Raw genomic sequence first — 19,455 nt, 5'->3', positions numbered from 1 at the left:
ATATTTTGGATGAAAACAAAAAAATTGATGATGGTTGCACTGGTCAGTTCCACTCTGGCCCTTTCAGGGTGTGGTGCGATGAGCACAGCAATCAAGAAGCGTAACCTTGAGGTGAAGACTCAGATGAGTGAGACCATCTGGCTTGAACCCGCCAGCGAACGCACGGTATTTCTGCAGATCAAAAACACGTCTGATAAAGACATGAGTGGGCTGCAGGGCAAAATTGCTGATGCTGTGAAAGCAAAAGGATATCAGGTGGTGACTTCTCCGGATAAAGCCTACTACTGGATTCAGGCGAATGTGCTGAAGGCCGATAAGATGGATCTGCGGGAGTCTCAGGGATGGCTGAACCGTGGTTATGAGGGCGCAGCAGTTGGTGCAGCGTTAGGTGCCGGTATCACCGGATATAATTCCAGTTCTGCCGGTGCCACACTCGGTGTGGGCCTTGCTGCCGGTCTGGTGGGTATGGCTGCAGATGCGATGGTGGAAGATGTGAACTATACCATGATCACGGATGTGCAGATTGCAGAGCGTACTAAGGCAACGGTGACAACGGATAATGTTGCCGCCCTGCGTCAGGGCACATCAGGTGCGAAAATTCAGACCAGTACTGAAACAGGTAACCAGCATAAATACCAGACCCGTGTGGTCTCAAATGCGAACAAGGTTAACCTGAAATTTGAAGAGGCGAAGCCTGTTCTCGAAGACCAGCTGGCCAAATCAATCGCAAATATTCTCTGATTATCTTCCGGAGGCTGGTCTGACCGGCCTCCTGACTGACGCCTCGCTTTGCTCGTTGTCCAACCCCGGAAAGAAATAAAATAAATTTTATTTCTCCCCGGCGTTTCCGAAATAAATATGAAAACACTGAGCGGTTGTGCAAATTCTTTGTGCGACCGTGAAGTGTTGCCGGCGAAGCCGGAATTTAACGGTTATTAATCTTTTCATCATTAATAATCAGTCCGACTGACTTTTTTTCTTCGGAATATCATCATGAGTTTTAACGCAAAGGATATGACCCAGGGCGGTCAGATTGCGTCCATGCGTATCCGCATGTTCAGCCAGATCGCCAATATCATGCTTTACTGCCTGTTTATTTTTTTCTGGATACTCGTTGGTCTGGTTTTATGGGTAAAAATAAGCTGGCAGACGTTTGTGAACGGCTGTATTTACTGGTGGTGTACCACGCTGGAAGGCATGCGGGATTTAATCAAGTCCCAGCCGGTATATGAGATCCAGTATTACGGCAAAACCTTCCGGATGAACGCTGCTCAGGTACTGCATGATAAATATATGATCTGGTGCGGAGAGCAGCTATGGTCCGCATTCGTTCTGGCTACAGTTGTGGCACTGGTTATTTGCCTGATTACCTTCTTTGTTGTCTCCTGGATTCTGGGGCGTCAGGGTAAACAACAGAGCGAAAATGAAGTCACAGGTGGTCGTCAGCTGACGGAGAACCCGAAAGACGTTGCCCGGATGCTGAAAAAAGACGGCAAGGACTCCGATATCCGGATTGGCGACCTGCCGATTATCCGGGATTCCGAAATCCAGAACTTCTGTCTGCACGGCACGGTCGGGGCCGGTAAGTCGGAAGTTATCCGTCGTCTGGCCAACTACGCCCGTCAGCGTGGAGATATGGTGGTGATTTATGACCGTTCAGGGGAATTTGTTAAAAGTTACTATGATCCCTCCATCGATAAAATCCTGAATCCGCTGGATGCCCGCTGTGCCGCCTGGGATTTGTGGAAGGAGTGCCTGACACAGCCGGATTTTGATAATACCGCGAACACGCTGATCCCGATGGGCACAAAAGAGGACCCGTTCTGGCAGGGTTCAGGACGTACCATTTTTGCGGAAGCGGCGTACCTGATGCGTAATGACCCCAACCGCAGCTACAGCAAACTGGTGGACACACTGCTTTCCATCAAAATCGAAAAACTGCGTACCTTCCTGCGTAATTCACCGGCGGCCAACCTGGTGGAAGAGAAAATTGAGAAAACGGCGATTTCCATCCGTGCTGTGCTGACCAACTACGTGAAAGCCATCCGTTACCTGCAGGGGATTGAGCATAACGGTGAGTCTTTTACCATCCGTGACTGGATGCGGGGTGTCCGGGAAGATCAGAAAAACGGCTGGCTGTTTATCTCGTCGAATGCCGACACCCATGCCTCCCTGAAGCCGGTGATCTCCATGTGGCTGTCCATTGCCATTCGTGGTCTGCTGGCAATGGGAGAAAACCGTAACCGTCGTGTGTGGTTTTTCTGTGATGAGCTACCCACGTTACACAAACTGCCGGACCTGGTGGAGATCCTGCCGGAAGCCCGTAAGTTCGGTGGCTGTTATGTGTTTGGTATCCAGTCCTATGCCCAGCTGGAAGATATCTACGGTGAGAAAGCGGCTGCCACGCTGTTTGACGTCATGAACACCCGTGCCTTTTTCCGTTCTCCCAGCCATAAGATTGCAGAGTTCGCTGCCGGTGAGATTGGTGAGAAAGAGCACCTGAAAGCCAGCGAGCAGTACTCCTACGGTGCTGATCCGGTACGTGACGGGGTATCGACCGGTAAGGATATGGAGCGCCAGACGCTGGTCAGTTATTCCGACATTCAGTCTCTGCCGGATTTGACCTGTTATGTCACCCTGCCCGGACCGTATCCGGCAGTAAAACTCTCACTGAAATATCAGGCACGTCCGAAGGTTGCCCCTGAGTTTATTCCGCGTGACATCAACCCGGAAATGGAGAACCGCCTGAGCGCCGTACTTGCCGCAAGGGAAGCAGAAGGTCGTCAGATGGCCAGCCTCTTCAAACCGGATGTGCCGGAGGTTGTTTCCGGAGAAGACGTGACTCAGGCTGAACAGCCGCAACAGCCGGTGTCTCCTGCCATCAACGATAAGAAGTCAGATTCAGGTGTGAATGTTCCGGCAGGGGGGATCGAGCAGGAGCTGAAAATGAAACCGGAAGAAGAGATGGAACAGCAACTGCCACCCGGGATCAGTGAATCCGGTGAAGTGGTGGATATGGCCGCTTATGAGGCATGGCAACAGGAAAATCATCCGGACATCCAGCAGCAGATGCAGCGTCGTGAAGAGGTGAACATTAATGTGCACCGGGAGCGCGGGGAGGATGTTGAGCCGGGAGATGATTTCTGATGATGAGTATCGCGCAGGTCAGATCGGCCGGAAGTGCCGGTAACTATTATACCGACAAGGATAATTACTATGTGCTGGGCAGCATGGGAGAACGCTGGGCCGGCAGGGGGGCTGAACAGCTGGGACTGCAGGGCAGTGTCGATAAGGATGTTTTTACCCGTCTTCTGGAGGGCAGGCTGCCGGACGGAGCGGATCTAAGCCGCATGCAGGATGGCAGTAACAGGCATCGTCCCGGCTACGATCTGACCTTCTCCGCCCCCAAAAGTGTCTCCATGATGGCCATGTTAGGTGGCGATAAGCGCCTGATTGATGCACATAACCAGGCCGTGGACTTTGCTGTTCGTCAGGTGGAGGCGCTGGCCTCCACACGGGTGATGACGGACGGACAGTCAGAAACGGTGCTGACCGGTAATCTGGTGATGGCACTGTTTAACCACGACACCAGTCGCGATCAGGAACCACAGTTACACACGCATGCGGTGGTGGCTAATGTCACGCAGCATAACGGCGAATGGAAGACACTTAGCAGTGACAAAGTGGGGAAAACGGGGTTCATTGAGAATGTGTACGCTAATCAGATTACCTTTGGCAGGCTCTACCGGGAAAAACTGAAAGAGCAGGTTGAGGCGCTGGGCTATGAAACCGAAGTGGTGGGTAAGCACGGTATGTGGGAGATGCCGGGCGTACCGGTGGAGGCCTTTTCCGGACGCTCACAGGCAATCCGGGAGGCCGTCGGGGAAGATGCCTCGCTGAAATCCCGGGATGTGGCGGCACTGGATACGCGAAAATCCAAACAGCACGTCGATCCTGAAGTCAGAATGGCTGAATGGATGCAGACGCTGAAGGAAACCGGGTTCGACATCCGGGCATATCGTGACGCGGCGGATCAGCGTGCGGAGACCCGCACGCAGGCGCCCGGGGCTGTTTCACAGGAGGGGCCGGATGTGCAGCAGGCGGTGACACAGGCCATTGCCGGATTAAGTGAACGAAAAGTGCAGTTTACGTACACGGACGTGCTGGCCAGAACGGTCGGCATACTGCCGCCGGAAAATGGTGTGATTGAGCGGGCCCGCGCCGGTATCGATGAGGCCATCAGCCGTGAGCAGCTCATTCCCCTCGATCGTGAGAAGGGGCTGTTCACGTCCGGGATTCATGTGCTCGATGAGCTGTCAGTCCGGGCACTCAGTCGTGACATCATGAAACAGAACCGGGTGACCGTACATCCGGAGAAAAGTGTCCCCCGGACGGCTGGTTACAGCGATGCGGTCAGTGTTCTGGCACAGGACCGTCCGTCGCTGGCCATTGTGTCCGGGCAGCGTGAGCGGGTGGCTGAACTGGTCATGATGGTCCGGGAGCAGGGGCGGGAGGTGCAGATTATCGCTGCTGACCGTCGCTCGCAGATGAACCTGAAGCAGGATGAACGGCTGTCCGGTGAGCTGATAACCGGACGTCGTCAGTTGCTGGAAGGCATGGCCTTCACGCCGGGCAGTACTGTTATCGTTGACCAGGGCGAAAAACTCTCCCTGAAAGAGACGTTAACCCTGCTGGACGGTGCCGCACGTCATAACGTACAGGTCCTGATAACCGACAGCGGGCAGCGAACCGGTACAGGCAGTGCGCTGATGGCCATGAAGGATGCCGGGGTGAACACATATCGCTGGCAGGGGGGAGAACAGCGACCGGCCACCATCATCAGTGAACCGGACCGTAATGTCCGCTATGCCCGGCTGGCAGGAGATTTTGCGGCCAGCGTGAAAGCCGGAGAAGAGAGCGTGGCACAGGTCAGCGGGGTACGGGAACAGGCCATACTGACACAGGCCATTCGCAGTGAGCTGAAAACACAGGGCGTGCTCGGACATCAGGAGGTGACCATGACGGCACTGTCACCGGTCTGGCTGGACAGCCGGAGCCGTTATCTGCGGGATATGTACCGCCCGGGAATGGTGATGGAGCAGTGGAACCCGGAGACACGCAGTCATGACCGCTATGTGATAGACCGGGTGACGGCGCAGAGTCACAGCCTGACCCTGCGGGATGCGCAGGGTGAAACGCAGGTGGTGCGTATTTCTTCTCTGGACAGCAGCTGGTCGCTGTTCCGGCCGGAAAAAATGCCGGTGGCAGACGGCGAGCGTCTGAGGGTGACAGGGAAAATTCCCGGACTCCGCGTCTCCGGCGGTGACCGCCTGCAGGTGGCATCCGTCAGTGAAGATGCGATGACGGTTGTTGTGCCGGGGCGGGCTGAACCGGCCACCCTGCCTGTGGCTGATTCACCGTTCACGGCACTGAAGCTGGAGAACGGCTGGGTGGAAACGCCCGGGCATTCCGTCAGCGACAGTGCGAAGGTTTTTGCCTCCGTCACACAGATGGCAATGGACAACGCCACCCTGAACGGTCTGGCCCGCAGCGGTCGTGATGTCCGGCTGTATTCCTCACTGGATGAAACCCGTACTGCGGAAAAACTTGCCCGCCATCCCTCCTTTACGGTGGTTTCTGAGCAGATAAAGGCGCGTGCCGGTGAGACATTGCTGGAAACCGCTATCAGTCTGCAGAAAGCCTGGCTTCACACGCCGGCACAGCAGGCTATTCATCTGGCGCTTCCTGTGGTGGAAAGTAAAAACCTGGCCTTCAGCATGGTGGACCTGCTGACAGAGGTGAAGTCGTTTGCTGCAGAAGGAACCAGTTTTACTGAACTGGGAGGGGAAATCAATGCGCAGATAAAACGCGGTGATTTACTGTATGTGGATGTGGCAAAAGGCTATGGCACAGGCCTGCTGGTTTCCCGTGCGTCGTATGAGGCAGAAAAGAGCATTCTTCGCCATATTCTCGAAGGTAAGGAGGCGGTCACGCCGCTGATGGAGAGAGTACCTGGCGAACTCATGGAGAAACTGACATCAGGACAGCGTGCCGCTACCCGCATGATACTGGAAACGTCCGACCGTTTCACGGTGGTGCAGGGCTATGCCGGTGTGGGTAAGACCACACAGTTCCGGGCGGTGATGTCAGCCGTGAACATGCTGCCGGAGAGTGAACGTCCCCGTGTCGTGGGGCTGGGGCCCACGCACCGTGCGGTCGGTGAGATGCGCAGCGCCGGCGTGGATGCACAGACGCTGGCGTCCTTTCTGCATGACACGCAGCTGCTGCAGCGCAGCGGAGAAACGCCGGATTTCAGCAACACGCTGTTCCTGCTCGATGAGAGCTCAATGGTGGGCAATACCGACATGGCACGGGCATACGCCCTGATTGCGGCCGGTGGTGGTCGTGCCGTGGCCAGCGGTGATACGGACCAGCTGCAGGCCATCGCGCCCGGTCAGCCCTTCCGTCTCCAGCAGACGCGCAGTGCTGCCGATGTGGCCATCATGAAGGAGATTGTGCGTCAGACGCCGGAACTGCGGGAGGCGGTATACAGCCTGATTAACCGGGATGTGGAAAGGGCACTGTCCGGGCTTGAGAGTGTGAAACCGTCTCAGGTTCCCCGTCAGGAGGGCGCATGGGCACCGGAGCACTCCGTGACGGAGTTCAGTCACAGCCAGGAAGCGAAACTGGCAGAAGCGCAGCAGAAGGCGATGCTGAAAGGCGAGGCTTTCCCGGATATCCCCATGACACTGTATGAAGCCATTGTCCGCGACTATACCGGCAGGACACCGGAAGCACGGGAGCAGACGCTGATTGTCACACACCTGAATGAGGACCGGCGCGTACTGAACAGCATGATTCATGATGCACGGGAAAAGGCCGGTGAGCTGGGGAAAGAGCAGGTCATGGTGCCTGTCCTGAACACAGCGAATATACGTGACGGAGAACTGCGTCGTCTCTCCACCTGGGAGAATAACCCGGATGCCCTTGCCCTGGTGGATAGTGTGTATCACCGGATTGCCGGTATCAGCAAGGATGACGGGCTGATAACCCTGGAGGATGCGGAAGGTAACACGCGGCTGATTTCGCCCCGGGAGGCGGTGGCTGAAGGCGTCACACTGTACACCCCGGACACCATCCGGGTGGGAACCGGTGACCGGATGCGCTTCACGAAGAGTGACCGGGAGCGCGGTTATGTGGCCAACAGCGTCTGGACGGTGACAGCGGTTTCCGGTGACAGTGTCACGCTGTCGGACGGACAGCAGACCCGGGTGATTCGCCCCGGTCAGGAGCGGGCAGAGCAACATATTGACCTGGCCTATGCCATCACCGCCCACGGTGCGCAGGGGGCAAGTGAAACCTTTGCCATTGCGCTTGAAGGCACGGAAGGCGGGCGGAAACAGATGGCCGGCTTTGAGTCGGCCTACGTGGCCCTGTCGCGTATGAAGCAGCATGTGCAGGTGTACACCGATAACCGTCAGGGCTGGACGGATGCCATCAACAATGCCGTACAGAAAGGAACTGCCCACGATGTGCTGGAGCCGGGGTCTGACCGGGAGGTTATGAATGCAGAGCGGCTGTTCAGTACGGCACGGGAACTGCGGGACGTGGCGGCAGGCCGCGCCGTTCTTCGTCAGGCGGGACTTGCCGGGGGGGACAGTCCGGCACGGTTTATTGCACCTGGGCGCAAATATCCGCAGCCGTATGTGGCACTGCCGGCGTTTGACCGTAACGGCAAGTCAGCCGGTATCTGGCTGAACCCGCTGACCACGGATGACGGAAACGGGCTGCGGGGATTCAGTGGTGAAGGCCGGGTGAAAGGCAGCGGGGATGCGCAGTTCGTGGCCCTGCAGGGCAGCCGTAACGGCGAGAGCCTGCTGGCGGATAACATGCAGGATGGCGTCCGGATTGCCCGTGATAACCCCGACAGCGGTGTGGTGGTGAGAATCGCCGGTGAAGGCCGTCCGTGGAATCCCGGTGCCATCACCGGTGGCCGCGTGTGGGGGGATATCCCGGACAACAGCGTCCAGCCGGGAGCCGGAAATGGCGAACCGATCACGGCAGAGGTACTGGCACAGCGGCAGGCTGAAGAGGCCATCCGCCGTGAAACGGAACGCCGTGCGGATGAAATTGTCCGTAAAATGGCAGAGAACAAACCTGACCTGCCGGACGGCAAAACAGAGCAGGCTGTCAGGGAGATTACCGGGCAGGAGCGTGACCGGGCTGCCATAACTGAACGGGAAGCCGCGCTGCCGGAGAGTGTACTGCGTGAACCACAACGGGAACGGGAAGCGGTCCGCGAGGTTGCCCGGGAAAACCTGCTGCAGGAGCGTCTGCAGCAGATGGAGCGGGATATGGTTCGTGACCTGCAGAAAGAGAAAACCCTGGGCGGAGACTGATACAGGAAGATAAACGCTGATGACAACGGATAACACGAACACGACACGTAACGATTCACTGGCTGCCCGGACCGATACCTGGTTGCAGTCGTTGCTGGTCTGGTCACCCGGACAGCGGGATATCATCAAAACGGTGGCACTGGTGCTGATGGTACTGGACCATGCAAACCGCATTCTGCATCTGGACCAGACGTGGATGTTTCTGGCCGGGCGTGGAGCCTTTCCGCTGTTTGCCCTGGTGTGGGGGCGGAATCTGTCCCGTCATGCGCATATCCGGCAGGTGGCCATTAACCGGCTGTGGGGATGGGCAGTGATTGCCCAGTTCTCGTATTATCTGGCCGGCTTTCCGTGGTATGAGGGGAATATCCTGTTTGCCTTTGCAGTGGCGGCACAGGTGCTGACGTGGTGTGAGACGCGCAGCTTGTGGCGTACTGCTGCGGCCATACTCCTGATGGCACTGTGGGGGCCTTTGTCCGGCACCAGTTACGGCATTACCGGGCTGCTGATGCTGGCAGTCAGTCACCGGCTGTACCGGGCGGAAGACAGAACGGAACGTCTGGCGCTGGTTGCATGCCTGCTGGCCGTGATTCCGGCACTTAACCTTGCCTCCAGTGATGCGGCGGCTGTAGCTGGTCTTGTGATGACGGTGCTGACCGTTGGTCTGGTGTCGCGTGCAGGAAAATCATTACCCCGTTTCTGGCCCGGAGATTTTTTCCCGACGTTCTATGGCTGTCATCTGGCTGTGCTGGGCATTCTGGCGTTGTGACTGGTATGATACTGACGCTGATTCTGCTTATTAATAAACAACATAACACAGGATATTTATGAAAATTACGGATCACAAACTCTCTGAAGGTATTGCCCTGACATTTCGTGTTCCTGAAGGAAATATAAAACATCCTTTGATTATCTTATGCCATGGGTTTTGCGGTATCAGGAATGTTCTGCTCCCTTGCTTTGCGAATGCCTTCACAGAAGCAGGATTCGCAACGATTACTTTTGATTATCGAGGATTCGGTGAGAGTGATGGAGAACGAGGGCGTCTGGTTCCTGCAATGCAGACCGAAGATATTATTTCAGTTATCAATTGGGCAGAAAAGCAGGAATGTATTGATAATCAGCGTATTGGGTTATGGGGAACATCGCTGGGAGGGGGGCATGTCTTCAGTGCAGCTGCGCAGGACCAACGCGTAAAATGTATTGTCAGCCAGCTGGCTTTTGCTGACGGTGATGTTCTGGTTACCGGAGAGATGAATGAATCGGAGAGAGCGTCTTTTCTATCCACGCTGAATAAAATGGCAGAGAAGAAGAAAAACACCGGGAAAGAGATGTTTGTGGGGGTTACACGGGTACTAAGTGATGATGAATCGAAGGTATTCTTCGAGAAAATCAAAGCCCGGCATCCCGAAATGGATATAAAAATACCTTTCCTTACGGTCATGGAAACGTTGCAATATAAACCGGCAGAGAGTGCAGCCAGCGTCCAGTGCCCAGTTTTGGTTGTTATTGCCGGCCAGGATAGCGTTAATCCACCGGAACAGGGAAGAGCATTATATGATGCTGTTGCTTCTGGTACTAAGGAATTATACGAGGAAGCTGATGCATGCCATTATGATATTTATGAGGGCGCGTTTTTTGAACGTGTAGTAGCTGTGCAGACACAATGGTTTAAACAATATCTTTAATTGTCAGTATTTATACGTTAAAGGTCGTTGAAATTAACTTCCTGTTACGATGAGTTGTTTCAACGGCCTGCAGGGCATATTTTCACGAAGGTCAGAGTAAGCATGGCAGAGCAAAAACGACCGGTACTGACACTGAAGCGGAAAACGGAAGGAGAGACGCCTGTCCGCAGCCGGAAAACCATCATCAATGTCACCACGCCACCAAAATGGAAGGTGAAAAAGCAGAAGCTGGCCGAGAAAGCAGCCCGGGAAGCGGAGCTGGCGGCAAAAAAAGCGCAGGCCAGACAGGCGCTGTCCATTTATCTGAACCTGCCCACGCTGGATGAGGCCGTGAACACCCTGAAACCCTGGTGGCCGGGATTATTTGACGGTGACACGCCCCGGCTTCTGGCCTGCGGTATCCGGGACGTGTTACTGGAAGACGTGGCACAGCGGAATATCCCGCTCTCGCATAAAAAGCTGCGCAGGGCGCTGAAGGCCATCACCCGTTCAGAAAGCTATCTGTGTGCCATGAAAGCCGGTGCCTGCCGGTATGACACGGAAGGGTATGTGACGGAGCATATTTCTCAGGAGGAGGAAGCGTATGCGGCAGCGCGTCTGGATAAAATCCGCCGCCAGAACCGGATAAAGGCAGAACTTCAGGCCGTGCTTGATGAGAAATAAAAAAAGCCTCCCTCAGAGAGAGGAGGCAGGGAAATAAGGCTTAAAAGGAAATAACTTCCGTACCCGAAAGGAAGCCAATTCAGTAGATTATTTAACACCATAATACTGGCGGGTTAAAGAGGAGTGATAAAGATGAATGGATTCAGAAACAGTTCACGGAACGGTCAGGTCTGGCGTTACCAGCGTGCCGGAAGCCGGGCCGTTATTCTGGAAGTCAGTGGACGCTGGATGGAAGCGGCAGAAGCATGGCGACGGGCTGCCGGTGTTGCACCCCGGACAGACTGGCAGCAGTTTGCCCGAAAAAGGGCTGAACACTGCCACCGGCGCTGCCGGGGAAGGGTGTAACGAAAAAAGCAGCCTTCATTACTCCAGGGATTCAGAAGGCTGAATAATGCATGAGATTTGCTTTTTTTAATATCCGGTCGGGCAGTATGACCGGACAGTTCTGAGTAGCACAGAGTTTTTTCCGTATTAAGTCGTGATTTTATATTTTGTGATTAATTTCACAAAATAAGGTGTTATTCAGTGTGTGCTGCAATATTCAGGATGCCTGAAATACAGGTGCTATTTATCTGATACGGAGAATAACATGAGGAAATATATTCCACTGGTATTATTTATCTTTTCATGGCCGGTATTGTGTGCAGATATTCATGGATGGGTTGTTCGTGTACTGGACGGTGATACCATCGAGGTCATGGACTCACGGAAGGCGGTGCGGATCAGGCTGGTAAATATTGATGCGCCGGAAAAGAAACAGGATTATGGCCGGTGGTCGACAGACATGATGAAATCACTGGTTGCAGGAAAAACGGTTACCGTCACATATTTTCAGCGAGATCGTTATGGTCGTATTCTCGGGCAGGTTTATGCGCCAGACGGAATGAATATTAATCAGTTTATGGTCCGGGCCGGGGCTGCCTGGGTATATGAGCAGTACAACACAGATCCCGTGCTGCCTGTCCTTCAGAACGAAGCCAGACAACAAAAACGTGGGCTCTGGTCAGATGCTGATCCGGTTCCCCCCTGGATATGGAGGCACCGTAAATAAAGCGATGGCAATCCTATCATTCATTTGTTCTCAGCGGGAATAAAAATGGCAAAAACAAAACAGGAATGGCTGTATCAGTTACGGCGATGTTCATCAGTCAATACGCTGGAAAAAATTATTCATAAAAACAGAGACAGTTTATCGAACAGTGAACGTGAATCATTTAATTCAGCAGCAGATCACCGGTTAGCAGAATTAATCACCGGAAAGTTATATGACAGTATACCAAAAGAAATATGGAAATATGTAAGGTAATAATTCAGCAATAATTAATTACCAGGAGCAGATAAACAATGAAGCTGATTATTTTTATTCTTATTGTTCTGATTATTGCAGCGTTACTTATCCGGATTATCCTCAGAAGTGTAAATCAGCATTCTCCTTTGCTGATGCAATTGCATGCGGCAGGTATACGGACCGGTGATGCAGAGCGAATACTGTCCAGCGGTGAATGCTGGCAACGTCAGAAGACGCTGCTGACAGAAAGGGAAGTCAGTTTTATGAAAGGACTGTTCAGAATTGTGGATATGAAGCGGTGGTATCTGTGTCCGCAGGTACGGGTCGCGGATATCGTCCAGCTGAACGGGAATATCCGGCCACGATCACGCCAGTGGTGGCAGTTATTCAGGATGGTGTCTCAGTGGCATGTTGATGTGGTTATCGTTGAGCGGCGTTCGTTCAGTATTGTTGCAGCAGTAGAGCTGGATGATGCCAGCCATTTACGACCGGAACGCAGACGCCGGGATATTCTTCTGGAAGAGGTTCTGAGGCAGGCTGGTATTCCGTTGCTCAGAAGCCACGATGCCAGAAAACTGCTGCAGATGACCGGAGAATGGCTGAATACAACAGGGGCTGATCAGCAGTCCCCGGAACATCGTAGCTGACGCCTTCGCGTTGCTCAGTTGTCCAACCCCGGAAACGGGAAAAAGCAAGTTTTCCCCGCTCCCGGCGTTTCTATAACTGAAAACCATACTATTTCACAGTTTAAATCACATTAAACGACAGTAATCCCCGTTGATTTGTGCGCCAACACAGATCTTCGTCACAATTCTCAAGTCGCTGATTTCAAAAAACTGTAGTATCCTCTGCGAAACGATCCCTGTTTGAGTATTGAGGAGGCGAGATGTCGCAGACAGAAAATGCAGTGACTTCCTCATTGAGTCAAAAGCGGTTTGTGCGCAGAGGTAAGCCTATGACTGACTCTGAGAAACAAATGGCCGCTGTTGCAAGAAAACGTCTTACACACAAAGAGATAAAAGTTTTTGTCAAAAATCCTCTGAAAGATCTCATGGTTGAGTACTGCGAGAGAGAGGGGATAACACAGGCTCAGTTCGTTGAGAAAATCATCAAAGATGAACTGCAGAGACTGGATATACTAAAGTAAAGACTTTACTTTGTGGCGTAGCATGCTAGATTACTGATCGTTTAAGGAATTTTGTGGCTGGCCACGCCGTAAGGTGGCAAGGAACTGGTTCTGATGTGGATTTACAGGAGCCAGAAAAGCAAAAACCCCGATAATCTTCTTCAACTTTGGCGAGTACGAAAAGATTACCGGGGCCCACTTAAACCGTATAGCCAACAATTCAGCTATGCGGGGAGTATAGTTATATGCCCGGAAAAGTTCAAGACTTCTTTCTGTGCTCGCTCCTTCTGCGCATTGTAAGTGCAGGATGGTGTGACTGATCTTCACCAAACGTATTACCGCCAGGTAAAGAACCCGAATCCGGTGTTCACTCCCCGTGAAGGTGCCGGAACGCTGAAGTTCTGCGAAAAACTGATGGAAAAGGCGGTGGGCTTCACCTCCCGTTTTGATTTCGCCATTCATGTGGCGCATGCCACCGGTGCTGCGTCGACGGGCTATTGATGCGCTGCTGCAGGGGCTGTGTTTTCACTATGACCCGCTGGCCAACCGCGTCCAGTGCTCCATCACTACGCTGGCCATTGAGTGCGGACTGGCGACGGAGTCTGCTGCCGGAAAACTCTCCATCACCCGGGCCACCCGAGCCCTGACGTTCCTTGCAGAGCTGGGACTGATTACCTACCAGACGGAATATGATCCGCTTATCGGGTGCTACATTCCGACCGATATCACGTTCACACCGGCGCTATTTGCCGCCCTTGATGTGTCTGAGGATGCAGTGGTTGCTGCGCGCCGCAGTCGTGTTGAATGGGAAAACAGACAGCGTAAAAAGCAGGGACTGGATACCCTGGGTATGGATGAACTGATAGCGAAAGCCTGGCGTTTTGTGCGTGAGCGTTTCCGCAGTTACCAGACAGAGCTTAAGTCCCGTGGAATAAAGCGTGCCCGTGCGCGTCGTGATGCGAACAGGGAACGTCAGGATATCGTCACCCTGGTGAAACGGCAGCTGACGCGTGAAATCTCGGAAGGGCGCTTCACTGCCAATCGTGAGGCGGTAAAACGCGAAGTGGAGCGTCGTGTGAAAGAGCGCATGATTCTGTCACGTAACCGTAATTACAGCCGGCTGGCCACAGCTTCCCCCTGAAAGTGACCTCCTCTGAATAATCCGGCCCGCACCGGAGGCATCTGCACGCCTGAAGCCTGTCAGCGAACAAAAAAACAGCACCGCATACAAAAAACAACCTCATCATCCACCTTCAGGTGCATCCGGTCCCTCCTGTTTTTGATACAAAACACGCCTCACAGACGGGGAAATTTGCTTATCCACATTTAACTACAATGGACTTCCCCATAAGGTTACAACCGTTCATGTCATAAAGCGCCAGCCGCCAGTCTTACAGGGTGCAATGTATCTTTTAAACACCTGTTTATATCTCCTTTAAACTACTTAATTACATTCATTTAAAAAGAAAACCTATTCACTGCCTGTCCTGTGGACAGACAGATATGCACCTCCCACCGTAAACGGCGGGCCCCAACCGGAGCCACTTTAGTTACAACACACAAAACCAACCTCCAGAAAAACCCCGAACCAGCGCAGAACTGAAACCACAAAGCCCCTCCCTCATAACTGAAAAGCGGCCCCGCCCCGGCCCTTCGGGCCGGAACAGAGTCGCTTTTAATTATGAATGTTGTAACTATACTCCATCATGGCTGTCAGTCTTCTCGCTGAAAGTATTGAGTACACGCTCGTAAGCGGCCCTGACGGCCCGCTAACGCGGAGATACGCCCCGACTTCGGGTAAACCCTCGTCGGGACCACTCCGACCGCGCACAGAAGCTTTATCATGGCTGAAAGCGGATATGGCCTAGCAGGGCTGGGGATGGGTAAGGTGAAATCTATCAGTCCGTACCGGCTTACGCCGGGCTTCGGCGGTTTTACTCCTGTGTCATATGCAACAACAGAGTGCCGCCTTCCATGCCGCTGACGCGGCATATTCTGGTGACGATATCTGAATCGTTATATACTGTGTATATACGTAGTAATGACGAGGTGATAAATGGCACAGGTTAATATGAGTTTAAGAATTGACGCTGAACTGAAGGATGCTTTTATGGCCGCTGCAAAAAGCATGGACCGTAATGGCTCTCAGTTAATCCGGGATTTTATGCGCCAGACCGTGGAACGGCAGCATAATACCTGGTTCCGTGACCAGGTTGAGGCAGGACGTCAGCAACTCGAGCGCGGCGATGTGCTTCCCCATGACATGGTCGAATCTTCCGCTGCTGCATGGCGGGATGAAATGAGCAGGAAAGTCGCCGGTAAATGATGGAGATATTCTGGACCATGCTGGCCAGCCAGGACAGGAAGCGCATTCGTGAGTACATTGCGGAGCAGAACCTGATGGCCGCCATTGAACTGGACGAACGGATTGGTTATTCAGCCAGCAGCCTGGCCGGGCAGCCGTATAAAGGCCGCAACGGTCGTGTGGAAGGTACCCGGGAACTGGTTATTCACCCGCATTTTGTTCTGGTTTATGAGGTCGACAGCCAGTGGGGAAAAGTGTATATCCTGCGTGTATTGCATACTGCACAGAAGTGGCCATAGAGGGGCTGTCCGGATATAAAAAGGTCTGACGGAGATGCAAGAACCATGAATAATGATGAGCTGGCCACCAGACGTGCGCAGGCGATTGCCGAAGACAGGTGTTTCTCGAAAGAACGGCTGCGCGATGAATTCAGAATGAAGCCAGCCCCCGGTGCTGAGCCGGTTAAGTGGTATAAAAACACTTATGGTGGCAGGTTCGCTGTATACCGAATTGCAGACTGTGTTCCGATGCGTGAGAAACGCCCACTGACGAGTAAACAACTTCTGGCTGGCCAGCGACTTTCCGTTTTATCCAGACTTAACAGCACCAGTGGCCGGATGGCACGGCAGGCATATGACTGGCTGAGTCTGGCACCGCTCTTTCTGGATACTGAAACGACAGGACTGGACAATACCGCGGAAGCTCTGGAAATCGGCCTGACCGATGCGTCCGGTCAGGTGGTATTTGAAACCAGGCTGAAGCCCACGGTCGCCATCGGGGCGCAGGCCGCCGCTGTGCATGGTATCAGCGAGCAGGCTCTCTGCGGCGCACCATCATGGACAGATGTGGCGCGGCAACTGCGTCATGCAATCGGGGACCGACCAGTAATTATCTTTAATGCCCGGTTCGACATCCGCATTCTGAAACAGACTGCTGCCGCACATAGCGATCCGGCTGACTGGCTGGAAGAACTGACGGTATATTGTGCGATGGAGCTGGCTGCAGGATATTATGGGGCCACCAACCGCTATGGCACGATTTCACTGGCCTGTGCTGCCAGCCAGGCCGGACTGACCTGGGAAGGGCAGGCACACTCAGCGATCGCCGACGCACGGATGACGGCAGGGGTGGTAAACGCTATTGCTGCATATCATCTGGAACTGCTGCAGGAACAGGCACGGCTGAAAATCTGACCGCCTGGCCTGTATACCGCAATCATTTACGTTATCCAGACGTAAAATCACTTCATGTTAATGATAATCACTATCATTAAATCTTGACATGCCATTTTCTCCTTAATAAATTAATACTGTATATGTATCCACATACGTAAGCAGTTAATTCATTTGTTTTCCTCAGCGGATGAAGGAGATACCGAATGTCTGACCCTGTACGTATTACAAATCCCGGTGCAGAATCGCTGGGGTATGATTCAGATGGCCATGAAATTATGGCCGTTGATATTTATGTAAACCCTCCACGTGTCGATGTCTTTCATGGTACCCCGCCTGCATGGAGTTCCTTCGGGAACAAAACCATCTGGGGCGGAAACGAGTGGGTCGATGATTCCCCAACCCGAAGTGATATCGAAAAAAGGGACAAGGAAATCACAGCGTACAAAATGACGCTCAGCGCGCAGCAGAAAGAGAATGAGAATAAGCGTACTGAAGCCGCAAAACGCCTCTCTGCGGCGATTGCTGCAAGGGAAAAAGATGAAAACACACTGAAAACACTCCGTGCCGGAAACGCAGATGCCGCTGATATTACACGACAGGAGTTCAGACTCCTGCAGGCAGAGCTGAGAGAATACGGATTCCGTACTGAAATCGCCGGATATGATGCCCTCCGGCTGCATACAGAGAGCCGGATGCTCTTTGCTGATGCTGATTCTCTTCGTATATCTCCCCGGGAGGCCAGGTCGTTAATCGAACAGGCTGAAAAACGGCAGAAGGATGCGCAGAACGCAGACAAGAAGGCCGCTGATATGCTTGCTGAATACGAGCGCAGAAAAGGTATTCTGGACACGCGGTTGTCAGAGCTGGAAAAAAATGGCGGGGCAGCCCTTGCCGTTCTTGATGCACAACAGGCCCGTCTGCTCGGGCAGCAGACACGGAATGACAGGGCCATTTCAGAGGCCCGGAATAAACTCAGTTCAGTGACGGAATCGCTTAACACGGCCCGTAATGCATTAACCAGAGCTGAGCAACAGCTGACGCAACAGAAAAACACGCTTGACGGCAAAACGATAGTTTCCCCTGAAAAATTCCCGGGGCGTTCATCAACAAATCATTCTATTGTTGTGAGCGGTGATCCGAGATTTGCCGGTACGATAAAAATCACAACCAGCGCAGTCATCGATAACCGTGCAAACCTGAATTATCTTCTGACCCATTCCGGTCTGGACTATAAACGCAATATTCTGAATGACCGGAATCCGGTGGTGACAGAGGATGTGGAAGGTGACAAGAAAATTTATAATGCTGAAGTTGCTGAATGGGATAAGTTACGGCAAAGATTGCTTGATGCCAGAAATAAAATCACCTCTGCTGAATCTGCGGTAAATTCTGCGAGAAATAACCTCAGTGCCAGAACAAATGAGCAAAAGCATGCAAATGACGCTCTTAATGCCCTGTTGAAGGAAAAAGAGAATATCCGTAACCAGCTTGCCGGCATCAATCAGAAGATAGCGGAAGAGAAAAGAAAACAGGATGAACTGAAGGCAACGAAAGACGCAATTAATTTCACAACAGAGTTCCTGAAATCAGTTTCAGAAAAATATGGTGCAAAAGCTGAGCAGTTAGCCAGAGAGATGGCCGGGCAGGCTAAAGGGAAGAAAATACGTAATGTTGAAGAGGCATTAAAAACGTATGAAAAGTACCGGGCTGACATTAACAAAAAAATTAATGCAAAAGATCGTGCAGCGATTGCCGCAGCCCTTGAGTCAGTGAAGCTGTCTGATATATCGTCTAATCTGAACAGATTCAGTCGGGGACTGGGATATGCAGGAAAATTTACAAGTCTTGCTGACTGGATCACTGAGTTTGGTAAGGGTGTCCGGACAGAGAACTGGCGTCCTCTTTTTGTTAAAACAGAAGCCATTATAGCAGGCAATGCCGCAACGGCTCTTGTTGCACTGGTCTTCAGTATTCTTACCGGAAGCGCTTTAGGCATTATCGGGTATGGTTTACTGATGGCTGTCACCGGTGCGCTGATTGATGAATCGCTTGTGGAAAAAGCGAATAAGTTCTGGGGTATTTAAATAAAATATAAGACAGGCTGTCTATCTTACAGACAGCCTTTTTATAATAACAGAAAGAATATATATCAGACTTAACGGAAGAGATAATATGAAAACAGTACCCGTATAAACAGCAAGCAATCCCATTTTTCCAGGTGTATCAGCAAAAAAACCGCTGTTCCAGAAATCAGGCCGGGTAAATTTCAGAGCTGTATCTTCAATATACCATTTTGCAACCGGATACAAAACCATTCCGCAGAGAGAAATACACCAGAACAGTAATCTGTATTTAAAATCATAATCCCATGACATATACAGCATATATCCCCCCGTCACCCATCCCCACCACATATTATTAAAATAATATTTTCTGTTCATCTGCCTGTTTTCCTTTCTTTTGCACTTTTGTCAGTGTACTGATGCATGACAACATAACCACAGCATGATAATAATAATCAATAACAATAAGCTGTGTCACGTTTACATCATGGAACGGAGGTGCTCCTGTGACCTTTGAGCAGAAAAAAGCCCGGGCCATTGCCCTGATGGACAGCAAAAAGATGTGGCGGAGCAATTATGCCCCTCCTCTTCTGTGTATTCTCTGGCGGCTGGGTATCCGGCTTCCGCCATTACCCTTTATGGGGAGCCCGCAGAATTCGGAAAAAATCGTACGCTAAGGTTTTCCGGGCATCCGTAAGGGCCGAAACTTCCCGTCTTCCAGTCTGCGGCTCTGCCGCCAGACGTAATCGCC

18 protein-coding genes and 1 pseudogene are annotated in these 19,455 nt (G+C 52.5%); 18 read left to right on the top strand and 1 reads right to left on the bottom strand.

The window, feature by feature from the left end:
* Window positions 1–9: 9 nt before the first annotated feature.
* The 17 genes and pseudogenes from traT to ACJHX4_RS24015 all read left to right on the top strand — a co-directional run bounded on the left by traT (window position 10) and on the right by ACJHX4_RS24015 (window position 18,725).
* Window positions 10–741 (top strand): conjugal transfer complement resistance protein TraT, encoded by a 732-nt coding sequence (gene traT / locus ACJHX4_RS24095; protein WP_000850424.1) that lies wholly within the window; start codon window positions 10–12, stop codon window positions 739–741.
* A 252-nt stretch (window positions 742–993) separates the two neighbouring features.
* Window positions 994–3,147 (top strand): type IV conjugative transfer system coupling protein TraD, encoded by a 2,154-nt coding sequence (gene traD / locus ACJHX4_RS24090; RefSeq protein WP_001514238.1) that lies wholly within the window; start codon window positions 994–996, stop codon window positions 3,145–3,147.
* Window positions 3,147–8,399 carry a conjugative transfer relaxase/helicase TraI gene (traI, locus tag ACJHX4_RS24085; RefSeq protein WP_021533534.1) on the top strand — a complete coding sequence of 1,751 codons (5,253 nt, stop codon included), beginning with the start codon at window positions 3,147–3,149 and terminating at the stop codon, window positions 8,397–8,399. The genes traD and traI overlap by 1 nt, the downstream gene beginning before the upstream one ends.
* 19 nt (window positions 8,400–8,418) lie before the next feature.
* Complete coding sequence (traX, locus tag ACJHX4_RS24080) at window positions 8,419–9,165, top strand: conjugal transfer pilus acetylase TraX (RefSeq protein ID WP_000205766.1); 747 nt, start codon at window positions 8,419–8,421, stop codon at window positions 9,163–9,165.
* A gap of 58 nt (window positions 9,166–9,223) precedes the next feature.
* Window positions 9,224–10,084, top strand: a complete 861-nt coding sequence (locus tag ACJHX4_RS24075) for an alpha/beta hydrolase (protein WP_000704522.1) — start codon at window positions 9,224–9,226, stop codon at window positions 10,082–10,084.
* A 102-nt stretch (window positions 10,085–10,186) separates the two neighbouring features.
* Window positions 10,187–10,747: a fertility inhibition protein FinO gene (locus ACJHX4_RS24070; protein WP_000840464.1), complete on the top strand. Its 561-nt coding sequence runs from the start codon at window positions 10,187–10,189 to the stop codon at window positions 10,745–10,747.
* Window positions 10,748–10,879: 132 nt separating this feature from the next.
* Window positions 10,880–11,092, top strand: coding sequence for an ANR family transcriptional regulator (locus ACJHX4_RS24065; protein ID WP_001371875.1), 213 nt, complete (start codon window positions 10,880–10,882; stop codon window positions 11,090–11,092).
* A 244-nt stretch (window positions 11,093–11,336) separates the two neighbouring features.
* Window positions 11,337–11,798 carry a thermonuclease family protein gene (locus ACJHX4_RS24060; RefSeq protein WP_001514236.1) on the top strand — a complete coding sequence of 154 codons (462 nt, stop codon included), beginning with the start codon at window positions 11,337–11,339 and terminating at the stop codon, window positions 11,796–11,798.
* A 45-nt stretch (window positions 11,799–11,843) separates the two neighbouring features.
* A complete protein-coding gene (gene hha, locus ACJHX4_RS24055; protein WP_001514235.1) occupies window positions 11,844–12,053 on the top strand; it encodes a hemolysin expression modulator Hha in 210 nt (69 codons plus the stop codon).
* 38 nt (window positions 12,054–12,091) lie between these two features.
* On the top strand, window positions 12,092–12,682 hold the full coding sequence (locus ACJHX4_RS24050) for a DUF2726 domain-containing protein (protein WP_000766816.1): 591 nt from the start codon (window positions 12,092–12,094) through the stop codon (window positions 12,680–12,682).
* Window positions 12,683–12,921: 239 nt separating this feature from the next.
* Window positions 12,922–13,182 carry a replication regulatory protein RepA gene (locus ACJHX4_RS24045; protein WP_000083819.1) on the top strand — a complete coding sequence of 87 codons (261 nt, stop codon included), beginning with the start codon at window positions 12,922–12,924 and terminating at the stop codon, window positions 13,180–13,182.
* Between the two features lie 224 nt (window positions 13,183–13,406).
* A complete protein-coding gene (tap, locus tag ACJHX4_RS24040; protein ID WP_001365705.1) occupies window positions 13,407–13,481 on the top strand; it encodes a RepA leader peptide Tap in 75 nt (24 codons plus the stop codon).
* A pseudogene (gene repA, locus ACJHX4_RS24035) lies at window positions 13,474–14,302 on the top strand (incFII family plasmid replication initiator RepA). Before tap ends, repA begins: the two are co-directional and overlap by 8 nt.
* 915 nt (window positions 14,303–15,217) lie before the next feature.
* Window positions 15,218–15,487, top strand: coding sequence for a type II toxin-antitoxin system antitoxin YacA (gene yacA, locus ACJHX4_RS24030; protein WP_000079941.1), 270 nt, complete (start codon window positions 15,218–15,220; stop codon window positions 15,485–15,487).
* Window positions 15,487–15,765 carry a type II toxin-antitoxin system toxin YacB gene (yacB, locus tag ACJHX4_RS24025; protein ID WP_001384452.1) on the top strand — a complete coding sequence of 93 codons (279 nt, stop codon included), beginning with the start codon at window positions 15,487–15,489 and terminating at the stop codon, window positions 15,763–15,765. Before yacA ends, yacB begins: the two co-directional genes overlap by 1 nt.
* A gap of 45 nt (window positions 15,766–15,810) precedes the next feature.
* Window positions 15,811–16,659: a 3'-5' exonuclease gene (locus ACJHX4_RS24020; RefSeq protein WP_001057989.1), complete on the top strand. Its 849-nt coding sequence runs from the start codon at window positions 15,811–15,813 to the stop codon at window positions 16,657–16,659.
* Window positions 16,660–16,844: 185 nt separating this feature from the next.
* The gene (locus ACJHX4_RS24015) at window positions 16,845–18,725 is read left to right on the top strand and encodes a colicin Ia central receptor-binding domain-containing protein (protein ID WP_001283335.1); all 1,881 of its coding nucleotides are present in this window, start codon (window positions 16,845–16,847) and stop codon (window positions 18,723–18,725) included.
* A gap of 21 nt (window positions 18,726–18,746) precedes the next feature.
* On the opposite strand, the gene ACJHX4_RS24010 is transcribed toward ACJHX4_RS24015, so the two are convergent.
* Window positions 18,747–19,082, bottom strand: coding sequence for a colicin 1A immunity protein (locus ACJHX4_RS24010; protein ID WP_001080729.1), 336 nt, complete (start codon window positions 19,080–19,082; stop codon window positions 18,747–18,749).
* Window positions 19,083–19,210: 128 nt separating this feature from the next.
* Between ACJHX4_RS24010 and ACJHX4_RS24005 the strand changes: the two genes are divergently transcribed.
* Window positions 19,211–19,381 (top strand): DUF6404 family protein, encoded by a 171-nt coding sequence (locus ACJHX4_RS24005; RefSeq protein ID WP_001531603.1) that lies wholly within the window; start codon window positions 19,211–19,213, stop codon window positions 19,379–19,381.
* Window positions 19,382–19,455: the final 74 nt, after the last annotated feature.

This window comes from Escherichia sp. WS2035 (assembly GCF_046487065.1).
GTDB classification, from domain to species: Bacteria; Pseudomonadota; Gammaproteobacteria; order Enterobacterales; family Enterobacteriaceae; genus Escherichia; species Escherichia coli.
This window is presented reverse-complemented; position numbering and strand designations above follow the sequence as displayed.

Excerpts from the sequence above, each read along its gene's own strand:
- traT (WP_000850424.1), top strand. The coding sequence starts at position 10 with ATGAAAACAAAAAAATTGATGATGGTTGCACTGGTCAGTTCCACTCTG.
- traD (WP_001514238.1), top strand. The coding sequence starts at position 994 with ATGAGTTTTAACGCAAAGGATATGACCCAGGGCGGTCAGATTGCGTCC.
- traI (WP_021533534.1), top strand. The coding sequence starts at position 3,147 with ATGATGAGTATCGCGCAGGTCAGATCGGCCGGAAGTGCCGGTAACTAT.
- traX (WP_000205766.1), top strand. The coding sequence starts at position 8,419 with ATGACAACGGATAACACGAACACGACACGTAACGATTCACTGGCTGCC.
- ACJHX4_RS24075 (WP_000704522.1), top strand. The coding sequence starts at position 9,224 with ATGAAAATTACGGATCACAAACTCTCTGAAGGTATTGCCCTGACATTT.
- ACJHX4_RS24070 (WP_000840464.1), top strand. The coding sequence starts at position 10,187 with ATGGCAGAGCAAAAACGACCGGTACTGACACTGAAGCGGAAAACGGAA.
- ACJHX4_RS24065 (WP_001371875.1), top strand. The coding sequence starts at position 10,880 with ATGAATGGATTCAGAAACAGTTCACGGAACGGTCAGGTCTGGCGTTAC.
- ACJHX4_RS24060 (WP_001514236.1), top strand. The coding sequence starts at position 11,337 with ATGAGGAAATATATTCCACTGGTATTATTTATCTTTTCATGGCCGGTA.
- hha (WP_001514235.1), top strand. The coding sequence starts at position 11,844 with ATGGCAAAAACAAAACAGGAATGGCTGTATCAGTTACGGCGATGTTCA.
- ACJHX4_RS24050 (WP_000766816.1), top strand. The coding sequence starts at position 12,092 with ATGAAGCTGATTATTTTTATTCTTATTGTTCTGATTATTGCAGCGTTA.
- ACJHX4_RS24045 (WP_000083819.1), top strand. The coding sequence starts at position 12,922 with ATGTCGCAGACAGAAAATGCAGTGACTTCCTCATTGAGTCAAAAGCGG.
- yacA (WP_000079941.1), top strand. The coding sequence starts at position 15,218 with ATGGCACAGGTTAATATGAGTTTAAGAATTGACGCTGAACTGAAGGAT.
- yacB (WP_001384452.1), top strand. The coding sequence starts at position 15,487 with ATGGAGATATTCTGGACCATGCTGGCCAGCCAGGACAGGAAGCGCATT.
- ACJHX4_RS24020 (WP_001057989.1), top strand. The coding sequence starts at position 15,811 with ATGAATAATGATGAGCTGGCCACCAGACGTGCGCAGGCGATTGCCGAA.
- ACJHX4_RS24015 (WP_001283335.1), top strand. The coding sequence starts at position 16,845 with ATGTCTGACCCTGTACGTATTACAAATCCCGGTGCAGAATCGCTGGGG.
- ACJHX4_RS24010 (WP_001080729.1), bottom strand. The coding sequence starts at position 19,082 with ATGAACAGAAAATATTATTTTAATAATATGTGGTGGGGATGGGTGACG.